Below are 16,485 nucleotides of genomic sequence, written 5' to 3'. Positions count from 1 at the left end.
CCTCCTAATCTCTACTAAATTAGTGTACTTTTATATAAAAAATAAAGTTTACTAAATTAGTGTACTTTTATTTAAATATATGGACCCATACATATATTATTTTTCATGGGTTGTATTTAATAAATTTTCAAAATTAATAGCCTTTAAATTTGATACTAAAGTGTTTTGAACAGATTCTAGTGCATTATGAATTACGCATGTACTAGAGCGATTTAAGTTACAATATTTAGGATCATATATACATCTATTCATGTAAATAGGGCCATCAATAATTCTTATTATATCTTCTATGGATATATCCTTTGGATACTTATTTAATGCATATCCACCGTTAACTCCTCTATAAGATTCTACTATTCCAGCATGTTTTAGCTTTCTAAGTATCTTTAATAAAAATCTTATTGGGATATTTTCAGTTTCAGATATATTTTTAGCTTCGATTTTTTCACCGTAACCTAACTTACATAGGTATAACACGGTTCTTAGAGCATAATCTACTTCTTGAGTAATTTTCATTATAATTCTCCTATTCAGTAAAGTATACCTGTTTAGTATAGTTTTAATATACTACTATGATATTTATTTGTCAATGTAATTTATGAGTTTTAAATATGTGAGTTTAATACGTAGTGGATTATATGATGAAAATAATATAAAATATAGTTAAAAAGAGTGAAAGAAGGTAGAATTATGGCAGTTAGTTTATCAAAGGGACAAAAGGTGGATTTAACAAAGACAAATCCAGGATTAAAAAAGGTAATAGTAGGACTTGGATGGGATACTAACAAGTATGATGGAGGAAATGACTTTGATTTAGATGCAGCATCATTTTTATTGGGATTAAATGGAAAAGTTGCATCTGATGGAGATTTTGTTTTTTACAATAATTTAAAGCATTCTTCAGAATCTGTAATTCATCTAGGAGATAACCGTACTGGTGAAGGGGATGGAGATGATGAACAAATAGTTGTTGAATTAAATAAGGTACCTTCTAATATAGAAAAAATAGATTTTACAGTAACTATACATGATGCAGAAACAAGACAACAAAATTTTGGACAAGTATCCAATGCATTTATAAGAATAGTAAACGAAGAAACTAATGAAGAATTAATAAGATATGATTTAAGTGAAGACTACAGTATAGAAACGGCTTTAGTGGTTGGTGAATTATATCGTCATAATGGAGAATGGAAATTCAGTGCTATAGGAAGTGGATTTGAAGGGGGACTTGGAGCGCTTTGTGGCAATTTTGGAATAGATGTAGGATAGTAAATTAGAGAATAAAACGTTTAGTTTGGATTAGGAGGATTACTATGGCAATAAATTTATCTAAAGGACAAAAAATAAACTTATCTAAGGAAGCACCTGGATTAAAGGAAGCTATAATTGGACTTGGATGGGATACAAAACAATTTGATGGAGGATTTGACTTTGACCTTGATGCATCTGCATTCTTAGTTGGGGCTAATGGAAGAGTAAATAGGGATGAAGATTTTGTATTTTATAATAATCTAGAACATTCAAGTGGTTCTGTAATACATACAGGCGATAACAGAACTGGAGAAGGGGATGGAGATGACGAATCAATTGTTATTGATTTTTCAAAAGTTCCTGAAAGTATAGAGAAGATAGCTATTGCAGTAACTATTTATGATGCAGAAGGAAGAAGACAAAACTTTGGACAAGTATCCAATGCATTTGTAAGATTAGTAAACAAAGAAAATGGAGAAGAAATTTTAAGATATGATTTATCAGAAGATTTTTCTATAGAAACAGCTTTAGTATTCTGTGAAATATATCGTTACAATGGAGAGTGGAAGTTTAGCGCTGTTGGAAGTGGATTTCAGGGAGGACTTGCAGCTCTTTGCAAAAATTACGGACTAGAAGTTTAGTGACTATAAATTGTATTAGGAGGTCATAGTATGGCTATTAATTTACAAAAGGGACAAAGAATAAGCCTAACAAAGGAAGATTCAAAATTATCAAGAATAATGGTTGGACTTGGATGGGATCCAGTAGAACAGAGTAGAGGTGGAATATTAGGATTATTATTTGGTAGTTCAGCTCCTGCAATAGATTGTGATGCTTCTGTAATTATGTTAAATGAAAATAGTAAAGCAGAAGAAATCGTTTATTTTGGTAATTTAAAAGATAGAAGTTCTAGTGTTATGCATATGGGAGATAATTTAACTGGAGAAGGCGATGGAGATGATGAACAAATTTTAGTTGAGCTTTCAAAGGTTCCAGCAAATATATCAAGATTAGTTTTTGTAGTAAATATTTATAATTGCGTAAAGAGAAATCAACATTTTGGTATGATAAGAAATGCGTTTATTAGAATTTTAGATTTACAAAATAATAAAGAATTACTTAGATTTAATTTAAGTGATGATTACTCTAATAAAACAGGTATTTATGCAGGTGAAATATATAGACACGGAAATGAGTGGAAGTTTGCAGCTATCGGTGAAGGCGATAATGTTACAGGTCTTAAAGATATGTTAGATAAATATAGATAAAAAAACACCTAAATCTCTATTGGGATTTAGGTGTTTTTTATTGGTTATAATGAGAACATACCAATAACTCATCTTATATAATATTATAAGGAGAGGATAGTATGTATAATGATAGAACCAGGGCAGAACAACTTGCTATTGTTGCGGCTTTAGTTAGCATAATAATATCACGAAAACTTACACCTGATGAAATGGGATTAGTAGGAGATTTTTTTGAAATTTTAGGAGATATATTAGATGCCATGCAGGATCAAATTCAATATAGTGAACAGCGACGAGAAAAATTCAAAAAAAATTTGAAAAAGAAAGATAAACAATAATCTAATAATTAATCCTTAGTTTTATCATGAGTTATATGTGTATGATTTTTTAAGTGATTCATACAGTATTCGTAATCTCCTTCACATTTAGAACAATATCTAAATTCCATATAAGGATCATCTTTTTCAGTTATGCCACAAATTGTACACTTATGAATTGTATCAGGTGTAACCATTTTATTTTTAAAAGTTCTTTTTCTAATGTAATTTTTACTTGTATTATTTGCAAAAGTAAATCCGCTTTTACCAAAGAATATAATGTAATTTAGTATAGAAACTAAAGCTGCAACTTTATATTCTAGTGGAGAAAATGCCAATGAATAAACTACATATCCTAATTCTAAAAAACCTAAAAATTTAGCTTTTATAGGCATAAAGAAAAATAAAAGAAATTCATGATCAGGATATAAGTGAGCAAAAGCTAAAACTAGAGAGAGGTTTAAGTAAAATGCAGACATAGGTAAATTAATTACAAAAGCTGCTATAGTAGTAAAAAACATGCCTAGGAAATAATATACATTAAATTTAAAACTACCCCATTCTTGCTCTAGAGAAACACCAATTATATAGTAAAAATAAAGTGTAAATAGTCCCCAAAATATACTTAGGTTTGGGGGAACAAATATATAAGTTACAACACGCCATAATTCACCTTTAAGAACTAAAGAAGGAATTAAAGTAAGCTTGTATATTAGTACAAGAAACCCATTAGGAAGCATATACATAAGGACAAAAATTAAAAAGTTTATTGAAACTATGTACATCATCAAATTTTTAATTGCGAATTTGCGAAATTTTCTTTCAAGATTATTTAACCAATTCATAAATTCACCACCTTTAAAAGTATTATTAAATATATTTTAACAAATAATAACATTAATTTATATATTGATGTTGAAATGAAAAAATTATTAAATTTAAAGTAAATATAATGTTTTATAAGGAGGCTGTATATGTTTAGGAATAGTAGTGCTCAGCAGTTAGCGGCTGCATCATCATTAATAGCTATTATTTTATCTAAAAATCTTAATTTGGAAGAGATAAATGTTCTTGGTAATTTTATAGCTTCTATTGGTGCAACACTATTAACAATAGCAGCTCAATTAGCTGCAGAAGAATCACAAAAAATAAAAGCAGAAGAAAAACAGAAAGAAATTAAAGAAGCAAATAATAAGAAATAGGCTAGATAAAAATATTTTAAGTATTTTTATCTAGCCTTATTTTATGGAGATACATAAAATATAGATTGAATTTCTCTCTCTCCAGTAGATTTGTAAGGTTCACTAATAACTTTTCCGTTGTAATACATAGTAGAAGATGAACCACCATCTAAATTTACAGCGTTATAAGCGCCATATTCATATAGTATGTCCTGTAATTCTCGTAAAGTAACAGCAAGTCTACCTATGTATTTACCATCTATAACTAGAAATAAAATGCTACCGTCTTTTCTTTGACCTATAGCTGTACGAGGAGCAGTACCCCAACCACCGTCACCAGAAGTTATGGTCTTTTGTCCATTTACAATAAGTGCTGGACCAAATGATACAGCATCCTTCACATTTAATTTCATCATTTCATCTAGATTATAGTTTCCTACTAAAAGTATTCCGTCTGCAGTTATTCCTGCTATACATATTTTTTCATTATTTCTTAAATTATTATATACAATTTCGCCGTTTGAAATAAGTATTCCTCCAGGATTTCCATTGGTCTCAGAAGGGTTAGCATCTTTGCTAGATGCATTGTTTGCAACAAAACCTCCCGCATTTATGGCAGCGATTGAGTTATATCTTTTTGCCATTGCACTTGTAGTTTCGCCCTTTGAACCTAAGTGTTCATTATAACCAACTTTTATTTTTTTAGGATTTTTTATAACCAATAGGTGTCCTTTAAACTTATCTCCATGAATTTCACGTTTTTCGATTTCATTTGTATCACTTATTTCGCCTGAGTTAATTTTTTTCCTAAGCTCATCTATATCAGATTGAACTAAAGTGTTAATTTTATTTTTACTTAGAATTTCATCTATATGTTTTCTAGATAAAAATGTTGTCGCTATCCATTGATGGGTTGAAGTTGTCATTGCGGAACCAACTACTGTAGCTTTTACATTCTCAAAGGGACCATAGTAAAGTAAAAATGGTGCACTTATTAGGGTAAAAACAATTTGGAATAATAAGAAAAGTCTCTTTGGTGACTTCTCGCGAATTGATTCTTTATTAAACATGTAAACCACCTTTAATTATTTATTAATATTTTTACTTTAAGTTATAAATAACAAGTGATACTTAAATATAGTTTATATAATAATAAACTATACATACTATTGTATAACTTAATAGATCAAGATGCAATATTTGGAATTAATATTATACATACATATATATTATATAATTAATTTACAAATAAACAACTATAAAGTTTGATGTAATATTGTTAAATTTTAAGTATATGCTAAACTTAATAAGTAGATAATGAATTATTCCTTAAATTAAACAATGAAAGGATGATTGAAATGAGTTATACATTTGATGATTTGTCAAAGGATAAAGTTTTTAAATATTTTAAAGAGATAAGCAATATACCAAGAGGATCGGGAAATGAAAAAGGTATAAGTGATTATTTATTTAATTTTGCAAAAGAACGTAATTTAGAAGTTATACAAGATGAGGCTTTAAATATAATAATTAAGAAAAATGCTACAAAAGGATACGAAAATGCACCAACAGTAATTCTTCAAGGACATATGGATATGGTTTGTGAGAAGAATAAAGATGTAAATCATGACTTTATAAATGATCCAATAGAGCTATTAGTAGATGGGAATTTTATAAAGGCAAATGGAACTACACTTGGTGCTGATGATGGAATTGCTGTTGCTTATTGTCTTACTATTTTAGACAGTGATGATATTTGCCATCCTAAATTAGAAGTTTTAATAACCACTGAAGAGGAAAATGGAATGGGTGGAGTATCAAGGGTAAATGGGAATAATTTATCGGGAAATATTTTAATAAATATAGATTCTGAAAAAGAAGGAGAACTTCTATCATCATGTGCAGGGGGAGTTCGTAGTACAGTTAGGCTTACTGTTGAATTAGAGGATAGAAAAGAAGGATTAAAACCATATAAGATTTCAGTTAAAGGGTTAAAGGGTGGTCATTCAGGTGTTGATATAAAGACCATGAGAGGAAATGCCAATAAGATTATGGGACGTATATTAAATCACATAAATTCAACAATGGGTATTTTTATATCGGATATAAATGGAGGACTAAAATCAAATGCTATTCCAAGAGAAGCTGAAGCTACTATTTTTATAAAGGAAAGAAAAGAAGGAGAGCTAAAAAATATAATAAGCAATTTTAATGAAGTGCTTAAAAATGAATTTAGTGTAGCAGATCCTGATGTTAGTGTGACTTTAGAAGAAATAGATGAAAAGTTATATAGAATATTTTCAAAATCATTAACAAATAAAATAATATTGGTTCTTATGTTTATGCCTCAAGGAGTTCAAACTATGAGCCAAGATATAGAGGGACTTGTGGAGAGTTCTAGCAATTTAGGTGTTGTAGTTACAAATGATGATGAAGTAACATTTGAATGTGCTATAAGAAGTTCTGTTAAGACATTAAAAGAATTTATTGTTAGTAAAATAAAATTGTTATGTGATAATATTGGTGCAGCTTTAACCTTATATGCAGATTATCCAGCTTGGGAGTATAAAAAGGAATCTTATATTAGAGATTTGTTTGTAGATGTTTATAAGGATATGTATCAAGTAGAGCCTAAGGTAACAGCAATTCATGCAGGTCTTGAATGTGGAATACTAAAGAATATACTAGGGGATATAGATATGGTTTCTTTTGGACCTAATATTTATGATGCTCACACACCAAATGAAAGAGTAAGTATTTCATCAGCTAATAAAAATTATAATTATTTACTTGAAGTTTTAAAAAGAATAAAATAGAAAAAACCACAAGTTTTTAAATAGTCTTTTATTAAAAGATTATTTAAAATTAACTTGTGGTTTTATTAATTTAAGCTATTTTAATTTTATTAATAATTCTCCAGATTTAACTTGTTGACCTTCTTTAACTAGTATAGAAGAAACAGTTCCGCTACTTGATGCTGTTATATTAGTTTCCATTTTCATGGCTTCAATTACAACTAAACTATCATTTTCTTTAACTTCATCGCCTTCATTAACAAGAACTTTTAATACTGTTCCAGGAATACTTGAACCTATTTCAAGTGGATTTTCTGGATCAGCCATTTGAATTGATTGTGAAGCTATTTTTGTTGAAGAGAATGAGCTTAAATCTTTTATTGTAATCTCACGTCTATTACCGTTAACTTCAAAGTAAAGAATTCTATTACCATTTGAATCAACTTTACTTATTTCAAGAAGTTTAATTATCATAGTTTTACCTTCGCTAATTTCAACTTCGCAAGTTTCACCTTCGCGTAATCCGTGGAAGAAAATATCACTACCCATTTTGCTAAGGTCTCTATCTTCTTGTATAGATTTTAGATATTCTTCATATACGTCAGGGTACAGTGCATAACTTAAAGCGTTTCTATTGTTTGCTTCCATGTTGAATTTTTCACTTAGGTAAGCTTTTATAGCATCAAAATCTTCAGGTGGAAGAAGTTCGCCTGGTCTACATGTTATAGGTTCTTCGCCCTTTAGTACAATTTTTTGAAGATCTTCTGGGAAACCGCCGTCTGGTTGACCCATCATTCCTTTAAAGTATGCAACTACTGAGTCAGGGAATGCTAAATCTTTACCTTTTTCTAATATATTTTCTGGAGTTAGGTTATTTTTAACCATGAATATTGCAAGGTCTCCAACCATTTTTGAAGATGGAGTTACTTTTACAATATCTCCAACCATTGTGTTAACTTTTTTATACATTTCTTTTACTTCATTAAATCTATGACCAAGTCCAAAGCTTTCAACTTGAGGTTTTAAGTTTGAATATTGACCACCAGGTATTTCATATCTATAGATTTCTGTAGAACCAGATTTTAATTCAGATTCAAATTTTTCATAAACAGGTCTTACAGCTGCCCAGTAATCAGAGATTTGTTGTAGATCACGAGGGTTCATACCTGTAGATCTTTGTGTATTTTCAAGTGCTGCAACAACAGAGTTAAGTGAAGGTTGACTTGTAAGTCCAGCCATACTACTAATTGCAGTATCAACAATATCAACACCAGCTTCTGCTGCCATCATTACTGTAGCAACGCCATTGCCAGTTGTATCGTGTGTATGAAGATGTATTGGCAGTGATATTTCTTCTTTAAGAGCTTTAATAAGTTTAAATGCTGCATAAGGTTTTAAAAGGGCAGACATATCTTTTATTCCAAGTATATGAGCTCCTGTTTTTTCGATTTCCTTAGCTTTTTTAACATAATAGTCTAAAGAATATTTATCTTTATTAGTATTTAAAATATCACCAGTATAACAGATACAAGCTTCTGCAACTTTGTTATTTTTTAATACTTGGTCAATTGCAACTTCCATTCCTTTAACCCAGTTTAGAGAGTCAAATATTCTAAACACATCAATTCCTGAATTTGCTGATTCATCAATTAAATTTCTAATTACATTGTCAGGATAGTTTTTATATCCAACACCATTTGATCCTCTTATAAGCATTTGCAATAGTACATTTGGTATTCTCTTTCTTAATTCTTGTAGACGAATCCAAGGAGATTCTTTTAGGAATCTGTATGCAACATCAAAAGTTGCTCCGCCCCACATTTCAAATGAAAATGCGTCTTTTTCAAGAACAGAAGTTGATTTTGCAATTTTTATCATATCAATGCTTCTCATTCTAGTAGCCATAAGAGATTGATGAGCATCTCTCATTGTTGTATCTGTAATAAGTAGCTTTTCTTCAGATTTTATCCAGTCTACTAATCCTTTAGGACCTTTTTCATCTAATATTTGTTTAGTTCCTTTTAAACCATCTGGAACTATTACTTTAGGTACTACTGGAACGTCAAATTCCTTTTTAACTCCGAAAGTTTCATTAACAACTTTTTCACCAATATATTTAAGAAGATTATATTCTCTATCTGTCTTAGTAAATATCTTAAATAATTCATCATTTTCTTCTATAAAGTTAGTAGTACATTTACCTTCTACAAAAGTAGGGTGATTTAAAACGTTAATTAAGAATCCAACATTTGTTTTAACTCCTGATATTGTAAGTTCTTTCATGGAACGAAGGGATTTTCTTATAGCATCTTCAAAACTTCTTGCCCAAGTTGTTGTTTTTACAAGTAAGCTATCATAATAAGGACTTATTACAGCACCTGTAAATCCATTTCCACCATCAAGTCTTACACCGAAACCTGAACCTGTTCTATAAACGTTAATTTTACCAGTATCAGGGGCAAAGTTGTTTGTTGGGTCTTCTGTTGTGATTCTACATTGAATTGCAAAACCTCTAGGTTTAACATCTTCCTGTGAGTTTATTCCGATTTCAGGGCATGATAAAGGTTTTCCCATTGCAACTAAGATTTGGCTTTGAACTATATCAATACCAGTTGTCATTTCAGTTATAGTATGTTCAACTTGAACTCTTGGGTTCATTTCTATAAAGTAATGATTTCCGTGCATATCAACTAAGAATTCTAAAGTACCTGCACTTCTATATCCAACAGATCTTGCTATTTTTAATGCATCATTACAGATTTCTTCTCTTTTTTCTTTTGGTAATGCAAAAGCTGGAGTAAATTCAATTACTTTTTGATGACGTCTTTGGATTGAACAGTCTCTTTCGTATAAGTGAACTATATTTCCATGTTTATCTCCAATGACTTGAACTTCAATATGCTTAGGATTTTCTAGATATTTTTCTATAAAGATATCATCTATACCGAAAGCTTTTTTAGCTTCGTTTTTAGCGCTTTTAAAAGAAGGAATTAATTCGTCTTTGTTTCTAACGATTCTCATTCCACGTCCGCCACCACCGGCAGCTGCTTTCAACATGATAGGGTATCCACAGTATTCTGCAAATTTAATTGCTTCTTCTTCAGAAGTAACTGGTTTTTCAACTCCTGGGATTGTAGGAACATTTACACTTTGAGCTACAAGTTTAGATTTGATTTTATCTCCGAGTTTTTCCATCATTTCTGCTGTTGGTCCTATGAATTCTATACCTGCTTCTTCACATTTTCTTGCGAATTCAGCGTTTTCAGAAAGGAAACCATATCCAGGGTGGATAGCGTCAACACCTTTTTTTAGTGCTAAGCTTATTATTTCGTCTATGTTTAAGTAAGCTTCAATAGGTCCTTGATTTTTACCTATTAAATAGGCTTCGTCAGCTTTAGTTCTAAAAAGAGAAAATTTGTCTTCTTCAGAGTATATGGCAACAGTTCTTATTCCAAGCTCATTACAAGCTCTGAAAATTCTTATGGCAATTTCTCCTCTATTGGCAACTAAAACTCTTTTGAATTTTCTTATCATATTTTTCACTCCTTTATTTTTGTGTATAAATAAAAATATGTAATGTTGCAATATTTGATTTGCGATAAATTCATAATTTACAATAATACAATTATATATGAGTTAAATAATTATTTCAATTGCATATTTCAAAAAAATCACTTGCAAATTTCATAATCATTAGTGAAAATTTTTTCCATTTACAGTGAAACACAGTTGTTAAAACAATAAAAATGAATAAATATACATAAGACCTTGTAAAAATGTATATTTTATAATATGCTTATATGTTTATAATGTTATATTTTTTATGTTTTTATAACTTAATAAATACAATAGGTTAAGGGACAAACAATAAAATATTGAAGTCACCTTAACCTATTAAAAATATTAATTATTTATTTTTATCTGAAGTGTTAGTTTTTAATTCTTCTATTTTGTCTTTTATTTCACGTAATGAATTTCTAACTTTTAAAACTTCATTACATTCCTTAGTAAGTTCAGGATCAATATAAACATCTTGCTCATATTTGTCACAAATCTTTTCACCTATTTTAGCATACATTTCTAGTAACTTATTTTCTTCTGAATTAACAGATAGCGTAAGCTTAGAAAGTTCTAAAATATCATTGGATTTCTTTGCAACAGTTGCTGAACCTTCTTTTGCAGTTTGTGCTACTGTACTTGCAGTATCCATAGCAGTTTTTTTTATTTTAGATATAGTATTTTTAATATCCATAAAACCAACCCCCTTAAAGATTTTTGGTTTAATTCAATAATAGAGTATAATATGTTTGGTGTCAATATATTCCAAAATACAGTAAAATAAATTATTTATAATATATTAATATATATATATTGGAAATATAGTGTATAATAAAAGTAGATCTAAATACTTAAGATAGGAATGATAAAGTATGAATGTAGCGTTTTTTCTTACACCAAAAAAAGACGTAGTATATGAAAAAATAACTTCAACTATGAGACAAGCATTGGAAAGAATGGAATATCATAGATATACAGCAATACCTATTATTGATGAAGAGGGTAAGTATATTGGTACTATTACAGAAGGGGATATGCTTTGGAAACTAAAAAATACTCCAGAGTTAGATTTTAAGAATACTAATAAGGTTTCACTAAAAGATGTTCCTAGAAATGTAAAAAATTCTCCGGTACATATACGCTCTGATATTGAAGATTTAATTTCACTTGCTGTAAATCAAAACTTTGTACCTGTAGTTGATGATAATGATGTCTTTATTGGGATAATTAAAAGAAGCGAGATTATACAATATTATTATAATAAAAGCTTGAAGGTAAAAGAGTCTTAGACGAAATAGGATAGCATATATATGCTATCCTTTATTAATATAATGAAAAATATATTTATATTATTTTAGTATGATTAACATATAAATGTTGAATGTATAGTAAAAATATGGTAAATTAAAAATGGAATATAAAAATAAAAAAATATAAGCATCAGAAATATGGTTGGGAGGTAGAATTTATGAAAAAAGAAGTAATTTCAACTAGTAACGCACCAGGGGCATTAGGACCATATTCACAAGGAATTAAAGTTGGGGAATTTGTATTTGTTTCAGGACAAATACCTATTAATCCTAAAGATAATTCCATTCCTAAAACTATAAAAGAACAAACTAAACAATCTCTCGATAACATAAAAGCTATTTTAAGTGAAGTTAATTTGGATTTTAGTAACATTGTAAAGACTACAATATTTCTAACTGATTTAAACGATTTCAATGATGTAAATGAGGTTTATGGAACATATTTTGAGGGAGATTATCCTGCAAGATGTTGTTTAGAAGTATCTAAATTACCAAAGGATGTTTCAATAGAAATAGAAGTAATGGCTATAGAAAAATAAATTTTTATAGTTAATGTTATTTTTTATTTATAAAAAGCATTCAATAAAGTTAAAAAGTATCTTAATTAACATACATTATAAAAGTGCAAGATACTTTTTAACTTGTGAATGCTTTTAATTATCTATATGTCTAATAGATTTCTAGTGTAATCTATATATAAGTTTCTTAGCAATAACATTTTAGAATCCATTTCTATTTGAAGGTTTGATACAGCTTCAAGATCTCTTTTGTCAATTGCTTGGCGGATTCTTGAAAATAAAGATTTTGTTGAATAAGAATCTTTCATTAAATATTGTCTTAGTTCAGATACCTTTTGCCATCTAGTAACATCAACGTCATGAGCTTTATTTATATCATGAAGCATTTTATAACTTCTTATGTTATTAGAATGTTTAGGTATTATTCTATATAAAATTTCAGTTATCCATCTTTTTTCAACAGTGCATTTATAACTATTTAAAATTTCGTCTGTAAATACTCCACCTTCTTTAAGAATAGCAACTTTTTCAGGATATTTTTCAAAGGCATTTAAATTTTCATATACTGTAGCAGGAGCTACTCCAAATAACTTATTTCTTTCTTCTTCAGAATAATCTTCAAATACATCTTCTTCACTTCTGTAAGCTCTATCTTTTTCAAGATAATCAGCACTTTCTCCAGCTTTCTTTGAAAGTTCTTTAAGAAGATCATCTTCGGTTTTATTGTTTGTAACTGCATAAGTTATTCCGTCATTACAAGCCATAAACATACTAGCAAGTGCTAAATAAGTGTTTGTATGAGGGTTTGGAGAACGAAGTTCAAATCTTGTAGATAGTGGATTTTCAATATCACGAATAACACCTACTAATATTGTTCTATTTCTAGAAGGGATATCTACAGAATGACCTATTGATGTAACAATACAAATTGGTGCTTCAAATCCAGGTTTTAATCTTCTAAAAGCATCATTATTAGATGATATAAATGGATTTATAACTTCATAATTTTTTAAAACGCCCATTAAAGAAGCATATCCATAAATGCTTAAGAAATGTTTATTTGTAGGTGCAAATAGGTTTATTCTTTTTCCGTTTTTCAATTTTAAAGCGATACTTAAATGAGTGTGTTCACCGCTACCTGCAACACCTTCAACGGGCTTTGCGAGGAAGTTTACATCAAGTCCGTGACGTCTAAAAGTTTCTTTTACAAGAATTCTAACTTGAAGTTCGTTGTCCGCAGCTTGAAGAGCATCTGCATATTTCCAGTCCAATTCTAATTGTTCCATTATGTGGGTTAATTTTCCGCCTTCTCCTAAAGTTGCTTTAACACCACCAACTTCTTTGTGCCCCATTTCAGCTTCAAATCCGTATTTGTCCATAAGTTCCAAAGTGTGCTCAAGAGCAGTTCTAACAGCTCCTTTAGTTCTATTCCAATATTGTTCTTGTAAAACTTCTGAAGTTGAAAGTTGTTCGATTTGAGCTTTTTCCTCAGGAGTTTTAACCCAAAATTCAAGTTCAGTTGCTGCCGTTGCAACAATGTCATCAATATCATCAAAAGTTATTCCATAAACACTTAACAATTCAGGGTATTTTTTATAAAAGTTAAAAAGATTTTTTTCTATATTATAAATAGAAGATTTTAAAATGTGTCTAGAGTCGATAGCTTTTCCATCATGAATTAAGAAACAAGGAATTCTAAGAGTACCTACTGGTTTATTAGTTTTTTCATCTATATTTTCAAAGTTGTAATCAACAAACCAATTGACATCAGTATCAGCAAGCATATCTACTTTAGCGTTGTTTAATGTTGCAATTCCAGGAAATGCTACGGAAGAACCGTCAGTTTGAATAGCACCTTTTAAAAAACCGTCTATATCGTCTAAAAATATTCTCATAGGAATCTTTGCATCGGTATCATTTCCCGATAAATCAATACCTACAAGAGATACAAATTTTATTTCTGGATGATTATTTAATAATTCTTTTAAGAATTTCTCGGAATGGTTATCTTTTGAAATAGTGTAAATCAAATCGTTAAACATTATTTTCCTCCTATTCAATATAAATGTATTATATATGTGAAATATTTTTTAATTATTATAAAATGCCGTTATTTTTTATAAATTATAAAAAATTCTATTATAAAATTAATAAATTGTCAATTGTTTTAAAATGAGTTTATCATAAGTTAAATGGAAATTTACTTTATAATATTCAAATTAAAATTGAAAATAGAAAAATATAATTTATAATTAAAGTATATTTAATAATACATTTCTTGTTGTAGAAATAAATACATGTATGGAGTATAATTTTACTTGTAAAATACGGTGATTAAAAAAGATGAAAATTATACTTATTATTGGAATAATAGATGGAAGGGCTGAGAAACATGGATATTACAAAAATGCCCATAGGTTTTTTTGATTCAGGTGTCGGTGGATTAAGTGTTTTAAGAGAAGCAATTAAAGTGTTGCCTAATGAAGATTTTATATATTTTGGAGATTCGAAAAATGCTCCATATGGTACTAAAACTGTAGATGAGGTAAAGAAGTTAACCTTTAATGCAGTTGAATTTTTGTTGGGACATAATGTTAAAGCGGTTGTTATTGCTTGTAATACTGCAACTAGTGCAGCTATTGAAGACTTAAGAAATTCATACAAAGATATACCTATAATAGGAATAGAACCGGCATTAAAACCAGCAGTAGAGTTGAATAAAAAAGGAAAGATTGTTGTAATGGCAACTCCTATGACTTTAGCTGAAAAGAAATTTAATGACCTTATGGCGAAATATAAAGGTAGATCAGAAATGGTATCTCTTCCTTGCCCAGGCCTAGTTGAGTATGTTGAAAAAGGCATAGTTAAAGGACAGGAACTTAATAATTATTTACAAAAAAAGCTATCTATAATAGATAAAAAAGAGATATCATCAGTGGTACTAGGTTGTACTCATTATCCTTTTATAAAAGAAGAATTATCTAAAATATTAGGAGAAGATGTTGTAATTATAGATGGAAGCTTAGGAACATCAATTCAATTAAAGAGAAAATTAATAAAAAATAAATCTTTAAATTTACAAGATAAAAAGGGAACGGTAAAAATATTTAATTCCTTAGATAATAATGAGGAAATTATAAAAATTTCTAAAAAGTTATTAGGGATAATATAAGAAAATTTATTTAGTTATAAAATAGTATATTATGCTATAATTTAGTGTAGCATAAGTAATAAATATTAAATTATGACAGTAACGAGATAGAGAGGAGAAAATAATATATGAACCCAATAGTTACTATTAAAATGGAAAACGGAGATATAATAAAGGCAGAACTTTACCCAGAAGTAGCACCAAATACAGTGAATAATTTTATTAGTCTTATAAATAAAGGATTTTATGATGGAGTTATATTTCATAGAGTAATTCCTGGATTTATGATTCAAGGGGGAGACCCAGATGGAACTGGAATGGGTGGTCCAGGATATTCAATTAAAGGTGAATTTACAGCTAATGGATTTAAAAATGATTTAAAACACACAAGAGGTGTTTTATCAATGGCTAGAGCTATGAACCCTAACTCAGCAGGAAGCCAATTCTTTATAATGGTTGCAGATGCACCACATTTAGATGGTCAATATGCATCATTCGGTAAAGTAACAGAAGGTATGGAAGTTGCTGATAAGATAGTTAATTCAAAAACTGATTATAGTGATAGACCTTATGAAGATCAAATCATGGAAAAGGTTACTGTTGAAACTTTTGGAGTAGATTATAAAGAACCAGAAGAAGTTTAATAGTTAAATTAAGGAGAATATTATGATTGGACTAAATAGAAAGGTTTTACTTGTATATGGATTTAACGAAGAAGAGAAAAGTATACTAAAGAAGTTGGTAATAGAAAATAAAATACCTAGTTTTAAATGTATAGATAAAAGTATGGCTACAAATTCATTAGAGTGTATATTATGTGATGTAGATAATAGTAAATATTATGGTGAGTTGCCAGAAGAAAAAGTAGTTTTATTCAATAGTTGTAAAGACAAAGAAGTAACTAAAGCTATTAGTACAATTAAAGAAAATATAAGTATGGATGTTATTTTTGCCATGGTAACAGAAACTTCTGTTAAGTGGAGTTTTAAGGAGCTTTTAGAACATTTAATTGAAGAGAGAGAATGGTTCAAAAATAACTCAAAGTAAAACATAATAAATTGAAATATAATAAGTTAAGATATGATAAATTAAAATATAGACCTTGAATTTAAAGATTCAAGGTCTATATTTTATAATGTTTTATTATTAAA

The 16,485-nt window shown here is 29.0% G+C and carries 17 protein-coding genes; 11 read left to right on the top strand and 6 right to left on the bottom strand.

The annotated features are described in order from the left end of the window. Nucleotides 1–96 precede the first annotated feature (96 nt). Nucleotides 97–516 carry an RrF2 family transcriptional regulator gene (locus NT01CX_RS10960; protein WP_011723113.1) on the bottom strand — a complete coding sequence of 140 codons (420 nt, stop codon included), beginning with the start codon at nucleotides 514–516 and terminating at the stop codon, nucleotides 97–99. A 174-nt stretch (nucleotides 517–690) separates the two neighbouring features. On the opposite strand from NT01CX_RS10960, the gene NT01CX_RS10955 reads away from it, so the two are divergent. The 4 genes from NT01CX_RS10955 to NT01CX_RS10940 all read left to right on the top strand — a co-directional run bounded on the left by NT01CX_RS10955 (nucleotide 691) and on the right by NT01CX_RS10940 (nucleotide 2,842). Continuing rightward, nucleotides 691–1,272, top strand: coding sequence for a TerD family protein (locus tag NT01CX_RS10955; protein ID WP_011723112.1), 582 nt, complete (start codon nucleotides 691–693; stop codon nucleotides 1,270–1,272). A 44-nt stretch (nucleotides 1,273–1,316) separates the two neighbouring features. Further along, a complete protein-coding gene (locus tag NT01CX_RS10950) occupies nucleotides 1,317–1,895 on the top strand; it encodes a TerD family protein (RefSeq protein ID WP_011723111.1) in 579 nt (192 codons plus the stop codon). Between the two features lie 30 nt (nucleotides 1,896–1,925). Then, nucleotides 1,926–2,522: a TerD family protein gene (locus tag NT01CX_RS10945; protein WP_011723110.1), complete on the top strand. Its 597-nt coding sequence runs from the start codon at nucleotides 1,926–1,928 to the stop codon at nucleotides 2,520–2,522. 101 nt (nucleotides 2,523–2,623) lie between these two features. Beyond that, nucleotides 2,624–2,842: a hypothetical protein gene (locus NT01CX_RS10940; RefSeq protein ID WP_011723109.1), complete on the top strand. Its 219-nt coding sequence runs from the start codon at nucleotides 2,624–2,626 to the stop codon at nucleotides 2,840–2,842. Between the two features lie 8 nt (nucleotides 2,843–2,850). On the opposite strand, the gene NT01CX_RS10935 is transcribed toward NT01CX_RS10940, so the two are convergent. Next, complete coding sequence (locus NT01CX_RS10935) at nucleotides 2,851–3,666, bottom strand: rhomboid family intramembrane serine protease (protein ID WP_011723108.1); 816 nt, start codon at nucleotides 3,664–3,666, stop codon at nucleotides 2,851–2,853. 129 nt (nucleotides 3,667–3,795) lie between these two features. Between NT01CX_RS10935 and NT01CX_RS10930 the strand changes: the two genes are divergently transcribed. Continuing rightward, nucleotides 3,796–4,023, top strand: a complete 228-nt coding sequence (locus tag NT01CX_RS10930; protein WP_011723107.1) for a hypothetical protein — start codon at nucleotides 3,796–3,798, stop codon at nucleotides 4,021–4,023. Nucleotides 4,024–4,064: 41 nt separating this feature from the next. Here NT01CX_RS10930 and NT01CX_RS10925 read toward each other — a convergent pair whose 3' ends face one another. Then, a complete protein-coding gene (locus tag NT01CX_RS10925; protein WP_011723106.1) occupies nucleotides 4,065–5,072 on the bottom strand; it encodes a phosphodiester glycosidase family protein in 1,008 nt (335 codons plus the stop codon). Between the two features lie 288 nt (nucleotides 5,073–5,360). Between NT01CX_RS10925 and NT01CX_RS10920 the strand changes: the two genes are divergently transcribed. After that, nucleotides 5,361–6,818, top strand: coding sequence for an aminoacyl-histidine dipeptidase (locus tag NT01CX_RS10920; RefSeq protein WP_011723105.1), 1,458 nt, complete (start codon nucleotides 5,361–5,363; stop codon nucleotides 6,816–6,818). A 75-nt stretch (nucleotides 6,819–6,893) separates the two neighbouring features. On the opposite strand, the gene NT01CX_RS10915 is transcribed toward NT01CX_RS10920, so the two are convergent. After that, nucleotides 6,894–10,331, bottom strand: coding sequence for a pyruvate carboxylase (locus tag NT01CX_RS10915; protein ID WP_011723104.1), 3,438 nt, complete (start codon nucleotides 10,329–10,331; stop codon nucleotides 6,894–6,896). 373 nt (nucleotides 10,332–10,704) lie between these two features. Then, nucleotides 10,705–11,049, bottom strand: coding sequence for a hypothetical protein (locus NT01CX_RS10910; RefSeq protein WP_011723103.1), 345 nt, complete (start codon nucleotides 11,047–11,049; stop codon nucleotides 10,705–10,707). Nucleotides 11,050–11,227: 178 nt separating this feature from the next. Here NT01CX_RS10910 and NT01CX_RS10905 point away from each other — a divergent pair, with 178 nt between their 5' ends. Both NT01CX_RS10905 and NT01CX_RS10900 read left to right on the top strand, forming a co-directional pair. Next, a complete protein-coding gene (locus NT01CX_RS10905) occupies nucleotides 11,228–11,644 on the top strand; it encodes a CBS domain-containing protein (RefSeq protein ID WP_011723102.1) in 417 nt (138 codons plus the stop codon). Between the two features lie 179 nt (nucleotides 11,645–11,823). Next, nucleotides 11,824–12,204 (top strand): RidA family protein, encoded by a 381-nt coding sequence (locus NT01CX_RS10900; RefSeq protein ID WP_011723101.1) that lies wholly within the window; start codon nucleotides 11,824–11,826, stop codon nucleotides 12,202–12,204. A gap of 122 nt (nucleotides 12,205–12,326) precedes the next feature. On the opposite strand, the gene NT01CX_RS10895 is transcribed toward NT01CX_RS10900, so the two are convergent. After that, on the bottom strand, nucleotides 12,327–14,225 hold the full coding sequence (locus tag NT01CX_RS10895; RefSeq protein ID WP_011723100.1) for a glutamine synthetase: 1,899 nt from the start codon (nucleotides 14,223–14,225) through the stop codon (nucleotides 12,327–12,329). Nucleotides 14,226–14,575: 350 nt separating this feature from the next. Here NT01CX_RS10895 and murI point away from each other — a divergent pair, with 350 nt between their 5' ends. From murI to NT01CX_RS10880, 3 genes are all read left to right on the top strand, one after another. Next, a complete protein-coding gene (murI, locus tag NT01CX_RS10890; RefSeq protein ID WP_011723099.1) occupies nucleotides 14,576–15,355 on the top strand; it encodes a glutamate racemase in 780 nt (259 codons plus the stop codon). A 107-nt stretch (nucleotides 15,356–15,462) separates the two neighbouring features. After that, on the top strand, nucleotides 15,463–15,978 hold the full coding sequence (locus tag NT01CX_RS10885) for a peptidylprolyl isomerase (RefSeq protein ID WP_011723098.1): 516 nt from the start codon (nucleotides 15,463–15,465) through the stop codon (nucleotides 15,976–15,978). Nucleotides 15,979–16,000: 22 nt separating this feature from the next. Next, nucleotides 16,001–16,381: a DUF3783 domain-containing protein gene (locus NT01CX_RS10880; RefSeq protein WP_011723097.1), complete on the top strand. Its 381-nt coding sequence runs from the start codon at nucleotides 16,001–16,003 to the stop codon at nucleotides 16,379–16,381. The last annotated feature ends 104 nt before the right edge of the window (nucleotides 16,382–16,485 follow it).

Origin of the sequence: Clostridium novyi NT, from assembly GCF_000014125.1 — a bacterium.
Classification (GTDB): domain Bacteria; phylum Bacillota; class Clostridia; order Clostridiales; family Clostridiaceae; genus Clostridium_H; species Clostridium_H novyi.
The sequence above is the reverse complement of the archived record's forward strand: the minus strand, read 5'-3'. Positions and strand labels throughout refer to the sequence as shown.

Coding starts and splice junctions, on each gene's coding strand:
- NT01CX_RS10960 (WP_011723113.1), bottom strand. CDS start 516: ATGAAAATTACTCAAGAAGTAGATTATGCTCTAAGAACCGTGTTATAC.
- NT01CX_RS10955 (WP_011723112.1), top strand. CDS start 691: ATGGCAGTTAGTTTATCAAAGGGACAAAAGGTGGATTTAACAAAGACA.
- NT01CX_RS10950 (WP_011723111.1), top strand. CDS start 1,317: ATGGCAATAAATTTATCTAAAGGACAAAAAATAAACTTATCTAAGGAA.
- NT01CX_RS10945 (WP_011723110.1), top strand. CDS start 1,926: ATGGCTATTAATTTACAAAAGGGACAAAGAATAAGCCTAACAAAGGAA.
- NT01CX_RS10940 (WP_011723109.1), top strand. CDS start 2,624: ATGTATAATGATAGAACCAGGGCAGAACAACTTGCTATTGTTGCGGCT.
- NT01CX_RS10935 (WP_011723108.1), bottom strand. CDS start 3,666: ATGAATTGGTTAAATAATCTTGAAAGAAAATTTCGCAAATTCGCAATT.
- NT01CX_RS10930 (WP_011723107.1), top strand. CDS start 3,796: ATGTTTAGGAATAGTAGTGCTCAGCAGTTAGCGGCTGCATCATCATTA.
- NT01CX_RS10925 (WP_011723106.1), bottom strand. CDS start 5,072: ATGTTTAATAAAGAATCAATTCGCGAGAAGTCACCAAAGAGACTTTTC.
- NT01CX_RS10920 (WP_011723105.1), top strand. CDS start 5,361: ATGAGTTATACATTTGATGATTTGTCAAAGGATAAAGTTTTTAAATAT.
- NT01CX_RS10915 (WP_011723104.1), bottom strand. CDS start 10,331: ATGATAAGAAAATTCAAAAGAGTTTTAGTTGCCAATAGAGGAGAAATT.
- NT01CX_RS10910 (WP_011723103.1), bottom strand. CDS start 11,049: ATGGATATTAAAAATACTATATCTAAAATAAAAAAAACTGCTATGGAT.
- NT01CX_RS10905 (WP_011723102.1), top strand. CDS start 11,228: ATGAATGTAGCGTTTTTTCTTACACCAAAAAAAGACGTAGTATATGAA.
- NT01CX_RS10900 (WP_011723101.1), top strand. CDS start 11,824: ATGAAAAAAGAAGTAATTTCAACTAGTAACGCACCAGGGGCATTAGGA.
- NT01CX_RS10895 (WP_011723100.1), bottom strand. CDS start 14,225: ATGTTTAACGATTTGATTTACACTATTTCAAAAGATAACCATTCCGAG.
- murI (WP_011723099.1), top strand. CDS start 14,576: ATGGATATTACAAAAATGCCCATAGGTTTTTTTGATTCAGGTGTCGGT.
- NT01CX_RS10885 (WP_011723098.1), top strand. CDS start 15,463: ATGAACCCAATAGTTACTATTAAAATGGAAAACGGAGATATAATAAAG.
- NT01CX_RS10880 (WP_011723097.1), top strand. CDS start 16,001: ATGATTGGACTAAATAGAAAGGTTTTACTTGTATATGGATTTAACGAA.